Origin of the sequence: Cupriavidus sp. P-10 (assembly GCF_003402535.2) — a bacterium.
Classification (GTDB): Bacteria; Pseudomonadota; Gammaproteobacteria; order Burkholderiales; family Burkholderiaceae; genus Cupriavidus.
This window is the reverse complement of the sequence record NZ_AP025170.1, coordinates 2,610,118-2,627,635: the sequence shown is the minus strand read 5'-3', so window position 1 is coordinate 2,627,635 and position 17,518 is coordinate 2,610,118. Positions and strand designations below refer to the sequence as shown.

At 67.4% G+C, this 17,518-nt stretch carries 11 protein-coding genes; 3 read left to right on the top strand and 8 right to left on the bottom strand.

The genetic code is table 11. The annotated features are described in order from the left end of the window. Positions 1 to 120: 120 nt before the first annotated feature. Positions 121 to 2,988 (bottom strand): valine--tRNA ligase, encoded by a 2,868-nt coding sequence (locus tag CTP10_RS12085; RefSeq protein WP_116320850.1) that lies wholly within the window; start codon positions 2,986 to 2,988, stop codon positions 121 to 123. 264 nt (positions 2,989 to 3,252) lie between these two features. Here CTP10_RS12085 and CTP10_RS12080 point away from each other — a divergent pair, with 264 nt between their 5' ends. Next, complete coding sequence (locus CTP10_RS12080; protein WP_116320851.1) at positions 3,253 to 5,601, top strand: UvrD-helicase domain-containing protein; 2,349 nt, start codon at positions 3,253 to 3,255, stop codon at positions 5,599 to 5,601. A 35-nt stretch (positions 5,602 to 5,636) separates the two neighbouring features. Here the strand turns inward: CTP10_RS12080 and CTP10_RS12075 are convergent, their stop codons facing one another. The 3 genes from CTP10_RS12075 to sauS form a co-directional block, all read right to left on the bottom strand. Beyond that, positions 5,637 to 6,929, bottom strand: a complete 1,293-nt coding sequence (locus CTP10_RS12075; protein WP_116320852.1) for an MFS transporter — start codon at positions 6,927 to 6,929, stop codon at positions 5,637 to 5,639. 237 nt (positions 6,930 to 7,166) lie between these two features. Then, positions 7,167 to 8,696: an acyl--CoA ligase gene (locus CTP10_RS12070; RefSeq protein ID WP_116320853.1), complete on the bottom strand. Its 1,530-nt coding sequence runs from the start codon at positions 8,694 to 8,696 to the stop codon at positions 7,167 to 7,169. Then, complete coding sequence (sauS, locus tag CTP10_RS12065; protein WP_116320854.1) at positions 8,693 to 10,150, bottom strand: acylating sulfoacetaldehyde dehydrogenase; 1,458 nt, start codon at positions 10,148 to 10,150, stop codon at positions 8,693 to 8,695. The genes CTP10_RS12070 and sauS overlap by 4 nt, the downstream gene beginning before the upstream one ends. Positions 10,151 to 10,329: 179 nt before the next feature. Here sauS and CTP10_RS12060 point away from each other — a divergent pair, with 179 nt between their 5' ends. Next, positions 10,330 to 11,088, top strand: a complete 759-nt coding sequence (locus tag CTP10_RS12060) for an IclR family transcriptional regulator (protein ID WP_116320855.1) — start codon at positions 10,330 to 10,332, stop codon at positions 11,086 to 11,088. Positions 11,089 to 11,139: 51 nt separating this feature from the next. Here CTP10_RS12060 and CTP10_RS12055 read toward each other — a convergent pair whose 3' ends face one another. The 4 genes from CTP10_RS12055 to CTP10_RS12040 form a co-directional block, all read right to left on the bottom strand. After that, positions 11,140 to 11,937, bottom strand: a complete 798-nt coding sequence (locus CTP10_RS12055) for a BPSS1780 family membrane protein (protein WP_116320856.1) — start codon at positions 11,935 to 11,937, stop codon at positions 11,140 to 11,142. A gap of 5 nt (positions 11,938 to 11,942) precedes the next feature. Continuing rightward, entirely contained in the window at positions 11,943 to 12,935 is a 993-nt protein-coding gene (locus CTP10_RS12050; RefSeq protein ID WP_116320857.1) for a homoserine kinase, read from the bottom strand. Positions 12,936 to 13,078: 143 nt separating this feature from the next. Then, entirely contained in the window at positions 13,079 to 13,492 is a 414-nt protein-coding gene (locus tag CTP10_RS12045; protein WP_116320923.1) for a hypothetical protein, read from the bottom strand. Between the two features lie 234 nt (positions 13,493 to 13,726). Then, positions 13,727 to 14,674, bottom strand: coding sequence for a TIGR00730 family Rossman fold protein (locus CTP10_RS12040; protein WP_232232318.1), 948 nt, complete (start codon positions 14,672 to 14,674; stop codon positions 13,727 to 13,729). A 4-nt stretch (positions 14,675 to 14,678) separates the two neighbouring features. Here CTP10_RS12040 and polA point away from each other — a divergent pair, with 4 nt between their 5' ends. Then, positions 14,679 to 17,501 carry a DNA polymerase I gene (gene polA, locus CTP10_RS12035; protein WP_116320858.1) on the top strand — a complete coding sequence of 941 codons (2,823 nt, stop codon included), beginning with the start codon at positions 14,679 to 14,681 and terminating at the stop codon, positions 17,499 to 17,501. The last annotated feature ends 17 nt before the right edge of the window (positions 17,502 to 17,518 follow it).

Below are 17,518 nucleotides of genomic sequence, written 5' to 3'. Positions count from 1 at the left end.
CAGGTGTACCTCTCAGATTCTGGTTCATAACCCTGCCAGCCATTGCCGGCGCCGTCTGTCCGGTTCCGTCCGACGAGGCCGGACGGGGACCAGACTGGCAGGGGCGTCATCGGTTGCCGGTCAGGCCGGCAACCGTTGCAGCTGGCCCTGCAGCTTGGCCAGAGTTTGCTCGAAATCGGCGAGGCGCTGTGTCTCCTGCGCCACCACCGCGGGCGGCGCCTTGGCGACAAAGCTCTCATTGGAGAGCTTGCCGCGGCACTTGCCGATCTCTCCACCGATGCGTTCGATCTCCTTGGACAGGCGCACGCGCTCGGCGGCGACGTCGATCTCGATCTTCAGCAGCAGGTGGTTGCCGCCGGCGATGGCCACCGGGGCACCGGCGCCTTCGGCTTGCAGGGCGCTCTCGTCTTCGAAGACGCGCACCTCGGAAAGTTTCGCCAGTGCCTGGATATGTGTGCTGGCCGCCTTCAGGAATTCGCTGTCGCCTTCGGCATAGAGCGGAATGCGCTGCGCCGGCGAGATGTTCATCTCGCCACGCAGGTTGCGGCAGGCATCGATCACTTCCTTCAGGCGCGCGACCCACTGCTCGGCGTCTTCATCGATCTTGGCCACGGCCGGCAGCGGGTAGGGCTGCAGCGCGAGGGTCTCGCTACCGTCGCCCCTGGCGCGCCCGGCCAGCGGGGCCACCTTCTGCCACAGCTCTTCGGTGATGAACGGGATGATCGGGTGCGCCAGGCGCAGCACGGTTTCCAGCACGCGCAGCAGCGTGCGGCGGGTGGCGCGCTGCTGGGCCTCGGTGCCGTTCTGGATCTGTACCTTGGCCAGTTCCAGGTACCAGTCGCAATACTCGTCCCAGACGAACTTGTAGATCGCGTTGGCGACGTTGTCGAAGCGGTACTCGGCAAAGCCCTTTTCGACGTCGGCCTCCACGCGCTGCAGCAGCGACACGATCCAGCGGTCGGCCTGCGAGAAGTGCAGGTAGCCGTCCGGGCCGCAGTCGTTGTTGCACGGGCCCATGCCACAGTCATGGCCCTCGGTGTTCATCAGCACGAAGCGGGTCGCATTCCACAGCTTGTTGCAGAAGTTGCGGTAGCCCTCGCAGCGGCCGGTGTCGAAGTTGATGTTGCGGCCCAGCGTCGCCAGCGAGGCGAAGGTGAAGCGCAGCGCATCGGCGCCGAAGGCGGGAATGCCTTCCGGGAATTCCTTCTTGGTCTTCTTCTCGATCTTGGGCGCGTCCTTGGGGCGGCGCAGGCCGGTGGTGCGCTTCTTCAGCAGCGTGTCGAGGTCGATGCCGTCGATCAGGTCCACCGGGTCGAGCGTGTTGCCCTCGGACTTGCTCATCTTCTTGCCTTCCGAATCGCGCACCAGGCCGTGCACGTAGACGGTATGGAAGGGCACCTTGCCGGTGAAGTGCTTGGTCATCATGACCATGCGCGCCACCCAGAAGAAGATGATGTCGTAGCCGGTGACCAGCACCGACGACGGCAGGAAGTGCTTCAGCTCAGGCGTTTCCTCGGGCCAGCCCAGCGAGGAGAAGGGCACCAGCGCCGACGAGAACCAGGTGTCGAGCACGTCTTCCTCGCGGCGCAGGGCGCCGGTGCTGCCGGCGGCCCTGGCCTTGGCGAGCGCTTCCTCTTCGGTGCGGCCAACGAAGCAGTTGCCGGCATCGTCATACCACGCCGGAATCTGGTGGCCCCACCACAGCTGGCGCGAAATACACCAGTCCTGGATATTGCCCAGCCACTGGTTATAGGTGCTGATCCAGTTCTCCGGCACCAGCTTGATTTCGCCGCTCTGCACGGCTTCCAGTGCCACCTCGGCAATCGAGCGGCCCGGGTAGTACGTGTCTTCCGGCGCCGGCTTGCTCATGGCGACGAACCACTGGTCGGTCAGCATCGGCTCGATCGCGCTGCCGGTGCGCTCGCTGCGCGGGGTCATCAGCTTGTGCTTCTTGACCTCGGCCAGCAGGCCTTGCTTTTCCAGGTCGTCCACGACGGCCTTGCGTGCGTCGAAGCGGTCCAGGCCGGCGTAGGCGGCCGGCGCGTCGGCGACGATCTTTGCGTCCAGCGTCAGGATCGACAGCTGCGGCAGGCTGTGGCGCTGGCCGACGGCGTAGTCGTTGAAGTCGTGGCCCGGGGTCACCTTGACCACGCCGGTGCCGAACTCGCGATCGACGTATTCGTCGGCGATCACCGGGATCTGGCGGCCGGTCAGCGGCAGGTGCACCGACTTGCCGATCAGGTGCGCATAGCGCTCGTCTTCCGGGTGAACCATCACGGCCACGTCGCCCAGCATGGTTTCCGGACGCGTGGTGGCCACGGTCAGGTGGGTCAGGCCGCCCTTGGCGTCAGCCTCGACCAGCGGATAGCGGATATGCCACAGCGAGCCTTCTTCCTCGACGCTGTCGACTTCCAGGTCCGACACGGCGGTGCCCAGCACCGGGTCCCAGTTGACCAGGCGCTTGCCGCGGTAGATCAGGCCCTGCTCGTACAGGCGAACAAACACTTCGGTCACCGCCGTCGACATCTCCGGCGACATGGTGAAGTACTCGCGGCTCCAGTCGATCGACGCACCCATGCGCCGCACCTGGCGGGTGATGGTCGAGCCCGATTCTTCCTTCCAGGCCCACACCTTCTCGGTGAACTTCTCGCGGCCGAGGTCATGGCGCGACACGCCCTGGCCCTCCAGCTGGCGCTCCACCACGATCTGGGTGGCGATGCCGGCGTGGTCGGTGCCCGGCACCCACAGCGTATTGGCGCCCAGCATGCGCGCATGGCGCGCCAGGCCATCCATGATGGTCTGGTTGAACGCATGGCCCATGTGCAGCGTGCCGGTCACATTCGGCGGCGGCAGCTGGATCGCGAAGTCCGGGCGGGCAGGGTCGAAGGTCGGCTTGGCGATGCCGCGGCTCTCCCACTCGGGGCCCCATTTCGCCTCGATGGCGGCGGGTTCGAAGCTCTTGGCAAGCGATTGGTCTTGGGCGGTCATGCTGGGATGTCGAGGTTGGCGTCTGGATGCGTCGCAGGGCTCAGCGGGGTGCGGCAGCCTGCGCCTGGCGGCGTTGCGCCAGTGAAACCCCAAATTATACGGGGGCGGGCCGGTCGGCGCCTATTTTGCAGACAGCAGCCCCGGCCCGGAAAGGCTGGACGGGGCCGGTGCACGGCCGCATGCGGGGCAGTTTTCGCCCCTTCAATGTGACGGATCGGACAGGGTCGACCGGTATAATTGGCGCCATTCCACAAGGCCCCTCCGATGTCCGACCTGCTCGCCAACCTCAATGCCGAACAACTTGCCGCCGTCACCTTGCCTGACGAGCCGGCGCTGATCCTGGCGGGCGCGGGCAGCGGCAAGACCCGCGTGCTGACCACGCGCATTGCCTGGCTGCTGCAGAACGGCCGGGTCTCGCCGGCGGGCATCCTGGCGGTGACCTTCACCAACAAGGCCTCGAAGGAAATGCAGACGCGGCTGCAGTCGATGCTGCCGATCAACACCCGCGGCATGTGGATCGGCACCTTCCACGGCCTGTGCAACCGCATGCTGCGCGCGCATTTCCGCGACGCCGGCCTGCCGCAGACCTTTGCCATCCTGGACAGCCAGGACCAGCTTTCGGCGCTCAAGCGGCTGCTCAAGTCGCTCAACGTCGACGACGAGAAGTACCCTGCCAAGAACCTGCAGTATTTCATCAACAACGCCAAGGAACAGGGCCTGCGTCCGGCCGACGTGGAGGCCAACGACGACTTCAACAAGCGCTTCGTCGACCTCTACGCCGCCTACGACATGCAGTGCCAGCGCGAGGGCGTGGTCGACTTCGCCGAGCTGCTGCTGCGCTGCTACGAACTGCTGCGCTACAACGACGCCATCCGCCAGCACTACCAGCACCGCTTCCGCCATGTGCTGGTCGACGAGTTCCAGGACACCAACGTGCTGCAGTACCAGTGGCTCAAGCTGCTGGCCGGCCACGGCACGCAGAACCCGGCCGCGGTCTTTGCCGTGGGCGACGACGACCAGAGCATCTACGCCTTCCGCGGCGCCAACGTCGGCAATATGCGCGACTTCGAGCATGAGTTCCGCGTGCGCCGGCTGATCAAGTTGGAGCAGAACTACCGCTCGCACGGGCATATCCTGGATTCGGCCAACCACCTGATCTCGCACAACGCGCGCCGCCTCGGCAAGAACCTGCGCACCGATGCCGGACACGGCGAGCCGGTGCGCGTGTACCAGGCCGGCTCCGACGGCCAGGAAGCGGGCTGGATCATCGAGGAGATCCGCGACCAGATCGCGCAGGGCGCCAGCCGCGCCGAGATCGCCATCCTGTACCGCAGCAACGCGCAGTCGCGCGTGATCGAACACGCGCTGTTCTCCGGTGGCATCCCGTACCGCGTTTATGGCGGCCTGCGCTTCTTCGAGCGCGCCGAAATCAAGCACGCGCTGGCGTATATGCAACTGCTGGAGAACCCGCGCAACGACGCGGCCTTCGGCCGCGTGGTCAACTTCCCGGCGCGCGGCATCGGCGCGCGCTCGCTGGAAGTGCTGCAGGACATGGCGCGCCAGTACAACTGCGCGCTGTCCGAGGCGGTGGCCTACGTGCCCGGCGCGGCCGGCAGCAAGCTCGCCGCCTTCACGCGCCTGGTCGACAAGATGCGCGACGATACCCGCCGCATGACGCTGGCCGAGACCGTCGAGTACATGATCAACACCAGCGGCCTGATCACCCACTACCAGGGCGAGAAGGAAGGCCAGGACCGCATCGAGAACTTGCAGGAACTGGTGACCGCCGCGCAGGCCTTCGTGGTGGAAGAAGGCTACGGGCTGGATGCGCTCGCCGCGGTGATCCCCGCGGATCGTGCCCCCGCCACGCCGGTGCTGGCCGATGGCGACCAGTCCCTGCAGGTGCTGGACCCCGAGGCGCTGCCGGTGGTGATGACGCCGCTGGTCGCGTTCCTGACGCATGCCTCGCTGGAGGCCGGCGACAACCAGGCCCAGGCCGGCCAGGATGCGGTGCAGATGATGACGGTGCACGCGGCCAAGGGGCTGGAGTTCGACGTGGTCTTTATCACCGGGCTGGAAGAAGGGCTGTTCCCCCACGAGAACAGCATGATGGATCCCGACGGGCTGGAAGAAGAACGCCGCCTGATGTACGTGGCGATCACGCGCGCGCGCAAGCGCCTGTTCATGTCGTTCGCCCAGAGCCGCGTGCTGCACGGCCAGACCAAGTACCACGTGCGCTCGCGTTTCTTCGAGGAACTGCCCGAGGAAGCGCTCAAGTGGCTGACGCCCGCGGTGCAGAACTACGGTGGCGTACGCCGCCAGGAACGCGACAACGCCTGGGGCCGCGACTGGTTCCGCAAGCCGGAGGATGTGCCCTACACGGGCACGCGCCCGACCGGCGGCATGGACAAGGGCAATGGTTATGCCGACGCCAAGCGCGAGGCGGGCACCGGCTTCCGCGTGGGCCAGTCGGTGTTCCACAACAAGTTTGGCGAAGGCGTGATCACCGCGCTGGAGGGCGAAGGCAACGATGCCCGCGCCAATATCAAGTTCAAGCGCCACGGCGCCAAGTGGCTGGCGCTGTCGGTGGCGAAGCTCGACGCGATCGACTGAGCGGCGCCGGCCGGGAGCCGGCGCCGCTGGCAGGCTCAGGACAGGGCGTGCCGTACTTCGCCGGCCTTGGGCTCGGGACTGTCCACGGTCAGCAACGGGTTGATGAACAGCGACGCCACCGCACCGACGCCCAGCAACGCCCCCGAGATCATGAACGGCAGGTCATAGCTGCCGGTCCGCTCGATCAGGTAGCCGAACACCACCGGCGACACCATGCCGGCCAGGCCGAAGCCGGTGTTCATCATGCCGCCCGCGGTGCCGGCGTACTTGCCGGCAATGTCCAGCGGCAGGCTCCACAGCACGGCGTTGGTCAGCTCCAGGAAGAAGAACGACAGCGACAGCAGGATCACCGCGTTGACGGCATCGGCGGTGAAGGTCATCGGCGCGATGAACATCAGCGAGCCGGCCAGCCCGACGAACAGGATCGCGCCGCGTGCCAGCCGCAGGTTGCCGGTGCGCCGGTAGATGCGGTCCGACAGCACGCCGCCGAGCGTATCGCCGACCACGCCTGCCATCAACGGCAGCGCGGTGAACAGCGCCAGCTGCTTCAGGTCGAAACCGCGCGCTTCCTTCAGGTATGACGGCAGCCACGTCAGGTAGACCCACAGCGACCAGCCGTAGCAGAAGTCGACGAAGGTCACCAGCCACATGCGCCGGAACAGCCGCCGCCACGGCGTGGGCGCCTTGGCCGCCTGCTGCGAGTCGCCGCGCCGGTAGCCGATTTCCTGCAGCTCTTCGGGGGTGACGCGCTTGTGCTTGTCGGGCGAGTCCTTGAACATCATCGCGTACAGCACGGTCCAGCCCAGGCTCACCACACCCAGCACGACAAAGGCCTCGCGCCATCCCGCAGCCGCGACGATGGCCAGCACGATCGGCGGCGTGATCGCGCCGCCCAGCCGCGCGAAGCTGTGCGTAATGCCCTGCGCGAAGCCGCGTTCGGCCACCGGCATCCAGTAGGTGAAGGCGCGCGTTGCGGTCGGAAACGCGCCGCCCTCGCCGATGCCCAGCACGAAGCGCAGCACCACCAGCATCATCACGCTGCCGGCGAATCCGGTCAGCACCGTGGCCACGCCCCAGATCAGCGACAGCACGATCAACACCTTCTTGGGTCCGAATTTGTCGGACATCCAGCCGCCGAGGATCTGCATGGCGGCATAGGGATAGGCAAAGGCAGAGAACACCAGCCCGAGTTGCGATGACGTCAGCCCCATCTCTTCACGGATCAGCGGGGCGGCGACCGAGATGTTGACGCGGTCGATATAGGCGATGAAATACATCAGGCACATGACGCCGAGGATCATGTGCCGGGTCTTGATGCGTTGCTTCATAACCACCTCCTATGCGCGGCGGGCGCGCGTGGCGATAACGGGGCGGCGGCCGGCGCATGGTCATTGCCATGCGCTTGCGGCTCGCCGGAGCGCGCCAGTGGCAAGTCCTGGCTGCGCTGCCCCGTCCTTGAGCAATCAGCTGCGTGTCTCTGTGTGTCTCTGAGCGTGTCTCCGGATGTCGTGTGGCGGGTGAGCGGGCTCCTTGGCGAGGGTTGGGGGAAGGGACGGGGCCTCAGGTCAGGCAGGGTCCAGCAGCTTCAGCCGCTGCACCTTGCCGGAGGGCCCGCGCGGCAATTCCGCGATAAAGCGGAATTCCCTGGGCGTCTTGTAGCGGCCCAGCTCGCGCAGGCAGTGCGCGCGCAGCGCCGCGTCGTCGCAGGCCACGGCCTCGCGCCTGACGATGAAGGCGACGATCTCCTGCCCGTAGGCCGGGTCGGGCACGCCCACCGCCGCCGCTTCCAGCACGCCCGGATGGCGCAGCAGCGCTTCATCGATCTCGCGCGGCGCGATGTTCTCGCCGCCCTTGATGATCAGTTCCTTGGCGCGGCCGGTGATGTAGAAGTAGCCCTCCGCATCGCGGTAGCCGAGGTCGCCGGTGCGCAGCCAGCCGTCGGGCGTGAAGGCCTCGCGCGTGACTTCGGGTGCCTTGTAGTAGCCCGCCATCACGCTCTCGCCTTGCAGCACGATCTCGCCGATCTCGCCGTCGGGCAGCGGTTGCCCATCGCGCCCCAGCACGCGCGCATGCGCGCCTGAGGGACGGCCGATGCTGCCAATGCGCCGCAGTTGGGGGTCGAGCGGATTGCTGAAGGCCGGCGCCGCGGTTTCGGTCATGCCCATGGTCTCGATCACGCCGATGCCGAAGCGTTGCTCGAAGGCGCGGTGGTGCTCGGGCGGCAGCGCGGAGGATGCGGAGCGGCAGAAGCGCACGCCGGCCGGTGCCCGCCCATTGGCATCGTTGAGCAGGTAGGCGATGATGGTCGGCACCACGTTGAGCCAGGTGCAGCCATGACGGGCAATGTCATGCCAGAACGCGCTGGCCGAGAAGCGCATCGGCATCACCACCGAACCGCCGTGCACCAGCGGCGCGATTGCGGTCACCACCAACCCGTTGATGTGGTACAGCGGCAGCGTGGCCAGCACGCGATCCCCCGCGCCGAGCGCGTGCTCGCGGCTGACGCTGGCGCCGTTGGCGGCGAGGTTGCGGTGGGTCAGCAGCACGCCCTTGGGCGTGCCGGTGGTGCCCGAGGTGTACATCAGCAGCGCCGGCTGGTGTGGCTGCGGTGGCGCAAGGGAAGCTGCGCCGGGCTGCCGCACCGGCAGCGCGGGCAAGGCGCTGCCGTCCGGCGCGGTGACCACCACGGGCACCGCCACGCCGGCTTCGGCCAGCGCCGTGCGGATCGCGGCTTCACCTTCAGGCGAGGTGAAAACGAGCCGCGTGTCGGAGTGGCTGAGGATGTAGCGCAGCTGTGCGGGCTGGCACAGCAGGTTGATCGGATTGGCCACCAGCCCGCACGCCATGGTGCCCAGCAGCAGCCGCGCGGTCTGTTCGCCGTTGGGCAGGTACACCGACACCGTCTGGCCGCTGGCGAGGCCGGCCTCGGCGTAGCGGCGGCCGAGCGCATCCGCGTCGGCGGCCAGGGCGCCGAAGCTGAGCGCGCGGCCGCTGTCGGGAGACAGCAGGTAGGGCTTGTCGGGAACTTGCGCGGCACGGGCGGCCAGCAACGTCGCGAGCGTGTCGAGCACTTCGGGTCGGATGCGCGCGTTCATTGGCCGACCCTCGCGAAATAGTCGCCCAGCAGCTCGCGCTCGTCGGGCACGCGTTCGGCGATCGGTTCGGCAATGCGGGTGATGTTGAGGTATTGCCGCCAGCCGAGGTTGTCGGAGAAGTTGTTGCCGCCCCAGGTACCGCAGCCCATCGACAGCGAGAACGGCAGGCCGTTGTCGAAATTGCCGCCGGTGGCGAAGCAGTGCGCCTGGTTCACGATCACGCGCGCCACCGGCAGTTCCTGCCCGAGTTGCAGCGCCTGCTGAGGATCAGCTGTATGCAGCCCGACCGAGTGGCCCGCGCCCATGTAGTCGTAGAGGCTCGCCACGCGCGCCACGGCGGCGTTGAAATCGGCGGCGCGGTAGAGCGTCAGCACCGGCGAAAGCTTCTCGCCGGAGAAGGGATAGTCGCTGCCGACGCCGGTCTCCGGCACCAGCAGCATGGCCGGCTGCAACGCACGCACGCGCGGCAGGCCCGCCAGCTCGGCAATGCGCCGGGCGCTCTGGCCGGTCATGTCGCCGGCGAGCTTGCCGTGCCGCCACATCAGCGCCTGCAGCCGGGCTTTTTCCTCGGCGGTCAGCAGCACGCCGCCGACGGCGGTGAGTGCTTCCAGCATGGGCTGGTAGACCGCGTCGAGGATCACCAGGCTGTTTTCCGACGAGCAGCTGGTGGCGTTGTCGAAGGTCTTGGAGCGGACGATCTTTGCCGCCGCATCGCCCAGCGCCGCGCTGCTATCGACGATGGCGGCCACATTGCCGGCCCCGACGCCGAACGCCGGCGTGCCGCAGGTGTAGGCCATGCGCACGTTCGCCTGCGAGCCGGTGGCCACTACCAGGTCGGCCTGCCGCATCAGCTCGGCGGTCGAGGCTTTCGACACTGGCGCGGGCAGCATCTGCACCAGGTCCGCAGGCAGGCCGGCGCGCGCGAATTCGGCGTGAATGAACGACAGCAGCAACTCGCACGTGCCCTGTCCCTTGGGCGACGGCGCCACCACCACGCTGTTGCCGCACTTGAGCGCGTTGATGATCTTGTTGGCCGGCGTCGCCCCGGGGTTGGTCGACGGCGTGATGGCGGCGACCACTCCGACCGGCCGCGCGATCTCGGTGATGCCGGTGGCGGCGTCACGCGCGATCACGCCGATGGTCTTGCGCCCGTGCAGGTCGCGCAGCAGCCCCAGCGTCTTGCGATGGTTCTTGCGGATCTTGTCGTCGACGTTGCCGAGGCCCGTGTCGGCCACGGCCCGCTCGGCAAGCTGGCGGTTGCGCGCGGGCTCCATGATGGCCCACGCGGCAGCCGCCGCGGCGGTGTCGACGGTGGCCTGGCCGGCACGCGCGAATGCGCGTTGCGCCTGCCGGGCACGCGCCACGATCGCATCGACCGCCTGGTCTGCCGGATATCCCTGTACGGGCACATCGGTGGAATGGGACTGCTGGCGCTGCAGTGATTGCACACTCATGGATCGGCTCCGGGGTTGGGTCAGGTAGGTCCGCCGCGGCGGGCCCCGGATCGAATCTAGTGAACCCAAACTGGCATGCCGTCCCAATTTGTGCGCTTTCGCGAGCACGGCTGCGGGCTGCACCCGGTAATGCAGTTTTCGGGACGCCAGGGCGTCCCGGAATCCGCTAAATTGCATCCATGAGCAATCACTCGAACGCCGCCGCAGTGCGCGCTTTCCGCATCCTGGAGATCCTGTCCGCCGCTGACGGACCCATGCCGCTGTGCGCCATCGTTGAGGAGATCGGACTGCCCAAGCAGACCGTGCACCGCATCCTCAAGCAGCTGGAAAGCACCTGGCTGGTGTCGCGCACGGCGGGCAGCCCGGGCTATGAATGTTCGTCTCGCGTGCGGCAGCTTGCGGTCAATGTGCTGATGCAGGCGGGGCCGGCGGCGGCGCGCCACGCGATCCTGCAGCAACTGGTCGACAAGGTCGGCGAGACCTGCAACCTGACCATGCTGTCGGGCGACGACGTCGTTTATCTGGATCGGGTGGAAACGCAATGGCCGCTGCGCATGCACCTGCAGCCGGGCTCGCGCGTGCCGCTGCACTGCACTGCCAGCGGCAAGCTGCTGCTGGCCTTCCTGCCCAGCGCGCAGCGCGAGCGCCTGGTGGCCAACCTGCCGCTGCGCGCGCATTCCGCGCATACCATCACCGATGCCGCGGCGTTGCACGCGGAGCTGTCGGAGACGCGGCGGCGGCGCCTGGGCGTCAACAACCAGGAGAACCTTGAAGGGATGATTGCGGTAGCGGTGCCGGTGATGCGCAACCGCAGCCGCGCGTGCGCCGCGATCGCGGTGCAGGCGCCGATGGCGCGGATGACGATGGACCGGCTGATGGGATTCGTGCCCGACCTGCGCATGGCGGCGGACGCGATGGTGAAGACGTTCGGGGAGTAGTGGGTTTGCTCCCCTCTCCCGCTTGCGGGAGAGGGGCAGGGGGCAGGTGGTTTAAACCGCCGGCGCAGCCGGCTCCACGCCCGGCGGCGTCACGTTGAAGCAACCGCGGTACGTCGCATAGAACGAGCAATACAGGATCGCCAGCATCAGCAGCGAATACGGCGTCACCAGGAACGACAGCACCGTCTCCGCCCCGAACGCGCTGAACACCGCTTCCAGGAGGAACGGGATCGCGACCAGCAGCATCGCGAACAGCACGATATAGGTAAAGAACGCCCCGCGATTGCGCCAGCACGCGGTCCAGCTGAAGAACAGCGCCTTGACCGGCGGCACGCCGTGCCAGGCCGCCAGCAGCGGCGCGAACCAGAACATCATCGCGATCGGCGTGTACAGCATCGCGCCGATCAGCATCGCGTAGTAAAGCTGCCGCACCGCTTCGGCTGACGGCGCTTCTTCCTTCAGCACGATCGGCACCAGCGCGCTCATGTCGACCACGGCGCCGGCGATCAGCCCCAGCATGAACACCAGCCCGGCGTAGATGCCGCCCAGCACCAGCAGGTTGCGCGTGGCTTCCTTGCCGTTGGCGCGAAAGCCCGCCAGCAGCACGGTGGGCAGCACGCGCTTGTTCTGGATCACGTCGCGGCATGCGGTCATCACGCCGACCGAAAGCCCCGGCGTGACCACCAGCAGCGCGATGATGCCGATCAGCGGTACCACGATGGCCAGCTGCGCGGCGATCAGGTAGACGAACAGCAGCATCAGGAAGGTCAGCGGGTTCTTGCGGAACAGCCAGATGCCCTGGCGGAACCAGACGTAGCCTTCCTTGGCAGAGACTTCCAGTAGTTGCATACGGATCAGATCCAGGGGAGCGGCCGCGCGGGACTGGCGTCCAGGCGCCGGCGCAGGATGCGTTCGAAATGAGTGGGATCGTGCGGCTGCAGCATGTCGGCCTCGCGCGGCAGGTAGAAGTCCCACAGCCGCGACACCCAGAAGCGCAGCGCGCCCGCGCGCAGCATGTCCTGCCAGTGCGCGGCCTCGGTGTCGGTCAGCGGCCTGACCGCATGATAAGCCCGCAGCATCGCCTGCGCCCGCGCGTGGTCGAGTTCGCCGCTGGCCAGGTCGATGCACCAGTCGTTGACGGTGACCGCCAGGTCGAACAGCCACTTGTCGTTGCCGGCAAAGTAGAAATCGAAGAAACCGCCGAGACGGTGGCGCCCGCTGCCGTCTTCTTCGAACAGCACGTTGTCGCGGAACAGGTCGCAGTGGCACGGGCCTTCGCCCAGGCTCGCGTAGTCGGCGCTGGCGAAGAACGCGGCCTGATGGGCGATTTCCTGTTGCAGCAGCGCGCGCTGGCCGGCATCGAGGAAGGGCAGGACCTCGGGCTCGGTCTGCTGCCACCACGGCAGGCTGCGCAGGTTGGGCTGGCGGCGCGGGTAGTCCTGGCCGGCCAGGTGCATGCGCGCCAGCATGTCGCCGACTTCGGCGCAGTGCTGCGCGTCCGGTGCCAGCTGCGAGGCGCCGGGCAGGCGCGTGACGATGGTGGCGGGCTTGCCCTTGAGCGGGCGCAGGATCTCGCCGTCGCGCGCCGGGATCGGCGCCGGCACGCGAATGCCGCGCTCGGCCAGGTGCGCCATCAGGTGCAGGTAATAGGGCAGCTGCGTGAACGACAGCCGCTCGAAGATGGTCAGCACGTACTGGCGTGTCTGGCCATCCTGCTCCATGGTAAGGAAGAAATTGCTGTTTTCGATGCCCGAGGCGATGCCGCGCAGTTCGCGCACTTCGCCAAGGTCGAAATCAAGCAGCCAGCTGGCGATCTCGTCCTGCGAGACCGTGGTGAATACGGCCATACTCGTTGTGTGAAGCGAATCGGAAAGCGGCGGCAAAACAAGGGCCGCCGCCGCGGCATGACTGCCGGAGGGCCGGCGCGGCCCGGTGTTTGCCAGGCCGTGGGTCAGCGTCCCGCCGCCGCTGCGGCAGGGCGCTTGCGTGGTCAGAACTTCAGGTTGACCGAGGGCACGCGGTTGACATCGTGCTCGCGGATCCGGGGCGAGCTGTCTTCCGGCTTGCTCATCTCGTACTTGGTGCCGAAACCCGACTTGACCTGGATATCGGTGGCCCGGCCCTTGTCACGGTACTCTCGCACCTGCGTGCCGTCGCGCTCGTTGAGCTGGAAGCTCGGCTGGCGCGGCTGGTTCAGCTGCGTCTTGGCTGCCGGCGCGATCGGCTGGTTGTTGATCTGGTTCAGTTCCTGCTGCGTCAGTGCGCTGCTTTCCTGGTTGCCCTGGGCCAGCACGGGGGCCGCCAGCGCCAACGTGGCGACAGCTGCGGCCACCAGGCGCAGGCCTGCGGGCAGGGGGTCGTCGGACCGGGCAGAACGGCACGACCGGGTGGAACGGGAGGTCATCAGGGGCTCCTGTGCGGCGTCGCGGCGCGGGGGCGGCGGGCGGCGCCGCGGCATGCGGCGGTTGGCTGCAACCCGGCGGCGCCGGGCTTGGCAGAACGGACAGGTTCCATTCTAGCAATTCTGCCGTGCCCGGAGGCCGTGCCGTGCCCCGCGGCGCACCCCGCGCAACGCCCGGTGTGCCGGACACGTGGCTTGCGGCGGCAAGCCGGACGAGGCCCGGGCCCGGCGGCGCGCTTACAGGTAGAACATCTCTTCCTTGGGCGGGATCGGCTTGTCGCCGCCACGGCGCTCGTAGTAGTCGTAGACCGCTTCGAGCACTTCATGCGGCTCGTCGACGATCTTCATCAGGTCGAGGTCGTGTTCGGCGATCAGGCCCATCGGCAGCAGCGTGAAGCGGAACCAGTCGAGCAGGCCCTTCCAGAAGCGGCTGCCGAACATGACCACCGGCACCGAACGCGACTTGCCGGTCTGCACCAGCGTCAGCACCTCGGCCAGCTCGTCGAGCGTGCCGAAGCCGCCCGGCATCACGATGAACGCGTCCGAGTTCTTGACGAAGGTGACCTTGCGCGTGAAGAAGTGGCGGAAGCGCATGGCAATGTCCTGGTACGGATTGCCCTGCTGCTCGTGCGGCAGCTCGATGTTCAGGCCCACGCTGGCCGACTTGCCGGCGTGCGCGCCCTTGTTGGCCGCTTCCATGATGCCGGGGCCGCCGCCCGAGATGACGGCAAAGCCGGCATCGGAGAACAGCCGCGCGATCTCGATGGTGCGCTGGTAGTAGGGCGAATCCTCGCGCAGGCGCGCGCTGCCGTAGATCGACACGGCCGGGCGGATCTCCGAGAGGTACTCGGTCGCCTCGATGAACTCTGCCATAATCGTGAACATTTGCCACGATGCGCGCGCCTTCTTTGCGGTAGCGCGGTCTTCGTCGGCCAGCGCACGCAGGCTGGGGATCATCTTGCGCGGATTGGCGCGAGCGGCCGCCGCGGCGGCTTTTTCGGCCGCCACTTCGGGAGGATGGCCTGCGGCGGCGGCATCGGCTGCGGCGGCTATGGCCGCGGCGTGTTCGGACGCTGCTTCCGGCGGGGGTTGCACGGTATCGCCGGAGATATCGGAAACATCCGGATCAGCAAGGGGGGCGGTCGAGGCACCGCCCGCAGCGGCACCAGTCAATTTTGAGTCCATGGGAATGTCGGATAGTCCAAAAACACTCTTGCTCGTCGACGGATCGAGCTATTTGTATCGCGCTTATCACGCTCTGCCGGACCTGAGGAATGGAGAGGGTCTGCCCACAGGGGCAATCTACGGCATGATCAACATGCTGCGCAAGCTGCGCAACGATTACCCGGCAGAGTATAGCGCCTGCGTGTTCGACGCAAAGGGCAAGACCTTCCGCGACGACATGTATCCGGCCTACAAGGAACACCGCCCATCCATGCCGGAAGACCTGGCCCGCCAGATCGAGCCGATCCACGAAGCCGTGCGCGCACTGGGCTGGCCGATCGTGGTGGTGGACGGCGTCGAGGCCGACGACGTGATCGGCACGCTGTCGCGCCAGGCCACCGAGCAGGGCGTGCGTACGGTTGTATCCACCGGCGACAAAGACCTGGCGCAGCTGGTCAACGAGCAGGTCACGCTGGTCAACACCATGAGCGGTGAAGTGCTCGATCCCCCGGGTGTGGCGGCCAAGTTCGGCGTGCCGCCCGAGCGCATCATCGACTACCTGTCGCTGATCGGCGATGCGGTCGACAACGTCCCCGGCGTGCCCAAGGTGGGTCCCAAGACCGCGGTCAAATGGCTGGCCGAGCATGGCTCGCTCGACGGCGTGATGGCTGCCGCGCCGGGCATGAAGGGCGTGGTTGGCGAAAACCTGCGCAATACGCTCGACTGGCTGCCGATGGCGCGCCAGCTGGTCACGGTCAAGACCGACTGCGACCTGAGCAAGGCGGTGGCGGACTTCCATGCGCTGCGCGAGATCGGCGAAGACAAGGACAAGCTGGTCGATTTCTTCCAGCGCTACGGCTTCAAGACCTGGCTGCGCGAAGCCACCGGCGAACGCCTGCCGGATTCGCGCACCCAGGCGCGCGCGCAGGCCCGCGCGGCGGCGGCGCCGGCGCAGGGCGGCCTGTTCGATGCGCCGGCTGCGTCTGCTGGCAATGTGGTCCAGGCCACGGAAGAGAGCGCGCCGACCGAGATCCGCTACGAGACGGTCACCACCCAAGGCATGCTGGAAGACTGGATGCGGCGCATCGAGACGGCACCGCTGGTGGCGATCGATACCGAGACCGATTCGCTCGACCCGATGCAGGCGCAGCTGGTCGGCATCTCCCTGTCGGCGACGCCGGGCGAAGCCTGCTACATCCCCGTGGCGCACCGCGGCCCGGACGTGGCCGGCCTGCCCGAGCATGGACAGCTCTCGCGTGAAGCCGTGCTGGAGCGCATGCGCGCCTGGCTCGAAGACGCCGGCCGCCTCAAGCTCGGCCAGAACCTGAAGTACGACATCCACGTCTTCGCCAACCACGGCGTGACGCTGCGCGGCGTGGCGCACGACACCATGCTGCAGAGCTACGTGCTGGCCTCGCACCGCAACCACGGCATGGACAGCCTGGCCGAACGGCTGCTCAGCCTGAAGACCATCACCTACGAAGAGGTGTGCGGCAAGGGCGCTGGCCAGATCTGCTTTGACCAGATCGACCTGGCGCGCGCCACCGAGTACGCCGCCGAAGACTCCGACGTGACGCTGCGCCTGCACCGCAAGATGTTCCCGCAGGTGGAAGCCGCCGCGGGGCTGCGCCGGGTGTACGAAGAGATCGAAATGCCGGTCTCCGTGGTGCTGCAGAAGATCGAGCGCAACGGCGTGCTGATCGACGCCGAACGCCTCGCCGCGCAGAGCGCCGAACTGGGCCAGCGCATGCTGGCGCTGGAGCAGTCCGCCTACGAGGCCGCGGGCCAGCCGTTCAACCTGGGCTCGCCCAAGCAGATCGGCGAGATCCTGTTCAACCAGATGAAGCTGCCGGTGGTGAAGAAGACTGCCAGCGGCGCACCGTCGACCGACGAAGAGGTGCTGCAGAAGCTGGCCGAGGACTACCCGCTGCCCAAGCTGCTGCTCGACTACCGCGGCCTGGCCAAGCTCAAGTCCACCTACACCGACAAGCTGCCCAGGATGGTCAATGCGCGCACCAGCCGCGTGCACACCAGCTACGGCCAGGCCACCGCGGTGACAGGCCGGCTGGCGTCGACCGAACCCAACCTGCAGAACATCCCGGTGCGCACCGAGGAAGGCCGCCGCATCCGCGAAGCCTTTATCGCCGAGCCGGGCAGCGTGATCGTGTCGGCGGATTATTCGCAGATCGAGCTGCGCATCATGGCCCATATCTCGGGCGACGAGAACCTGCTGCGTGCCTTCGCCAACGGCGAGGACATCCACCGCGCTACCGCCGCCGAGATCTTCGGCGTCGAGCGCGAAGCGGTCAGCAGCGAGCAGCGCCGCTACGCCAAGGTCATCAACTTCGGCCTGATCTACGGCATGAGCGCATTCGGGCTGGCCAGCAACCTGGGCATCGAACGCGAGGCGGCCAAGCACTACATCGACCGCTACTTCATGCGCTACCCGGGCGTGGCGCACTACATGGAAGAAACCCGGCAGACCGCGCGCGAGCAGGGCTATGTCGAGACCGTGTTCGGCCGCCGGCTGTGGCTGCCCGACATCAATGGCGGCAGCGGTCCGCGCCGCCAGGCCGCCGAGCGCGCGGCCATCAACGCGCCGATGCAGGGCACTGCCGCCGACCTGATCAAGCTGTCGATGATCGCGGTGCAGGGCTGGCTGGAGGGTGACGGGCTGCAGACGCGCCAGATCATGCAGGTACACGATGAACTGGTGCTGGAAGTGCCCGAGCATGAGCTGGAGCTGGTGAAGGCGCGCCTGCCGGAACTGATGTGCTCGGTCGCGCAGTTGCGCGTGCCGCTGGTGGCCGAGGTGGGCAGCGGCGCCAACTGGGAAGAAGCGCACTGAAGTTGTTGAGCTGACAG

Coding starts and splice junctions, on each gene's coding strand:
- CTP10_RS12085 (WP_116320850.1), bottom strand. CDS start 2,988: ATGACCGCCCAAGACCAATCGCTTGCCAAGAGCTTCGAACCCGCCGCC.
- CTP10_RS12080 (WP_116320851.1), top strand. CDS start 3,253: ATGTCCGACCTGCTCGCCAACCTCAATGCCGAACAACTTGCCGCCGTC.
- CTP10_RS12075 (WP_116320852.1), bottom strand. CDS start 6,929: ATGAAGCAACGCATCAAGACCCGGCACATGATCCTCGGCGTCATGTGC.
- CTP10_RS12070 (WP_116320853.1), bottom strand. CDS start 8,696: ATGAACGCGCGCATCCGACCCGAAGTGCTCGACACGCTCGCGACGTTG.
- sauS (WP_116320854.1), bottom strand. CDS start 10,150: ATGAGTGTGCAATCACTGCAGCGCCAGCAGTCCCATTCCACCGATGTG.
- CTP10_RS12060 (WP_116320855.1), top strand. CDS start 10,330: ATGAGCAATCACTCGAACGCCGCCGCAGTGCGCGCTTTCCGCATCCTG.
- CTP10_RS12055 (WP_116320856.1), bottom strand. CDS start 11,937: ATGCAACTACTGGAAGTCTCTGCCAAGGAAGGCTACGTCTGGTTCCGC.
- CTP10_RS12050 (WP_116320857.1), bottom strand. CDS start 12,935: ATGGCCGTATTCACCACGGTCTCGCAGGACGAGATCGCCAGCTGGCTG.
- CTP10_RS12045 (WP_116320923.1), bottom strand. CDS start 13,492: ATGACCTCCCGTTCCACCCGGTCGTGCCGTTCTGCCCGGTCCGACGAC.
- CTP10_RS12040 (WP_232232318.1), bottom strand. CDS start 14,674: ATGGACTCAAAATTGACTGGTGCCGCTGCGGGCGGTGCCTCGACCGCC.
- polA (WP_116320858.1), top strand. CDS start 14,679: ATGTCGGATAGTCCAAAAACACTCTTGCTCGTCGACGGATCGAGCTAT.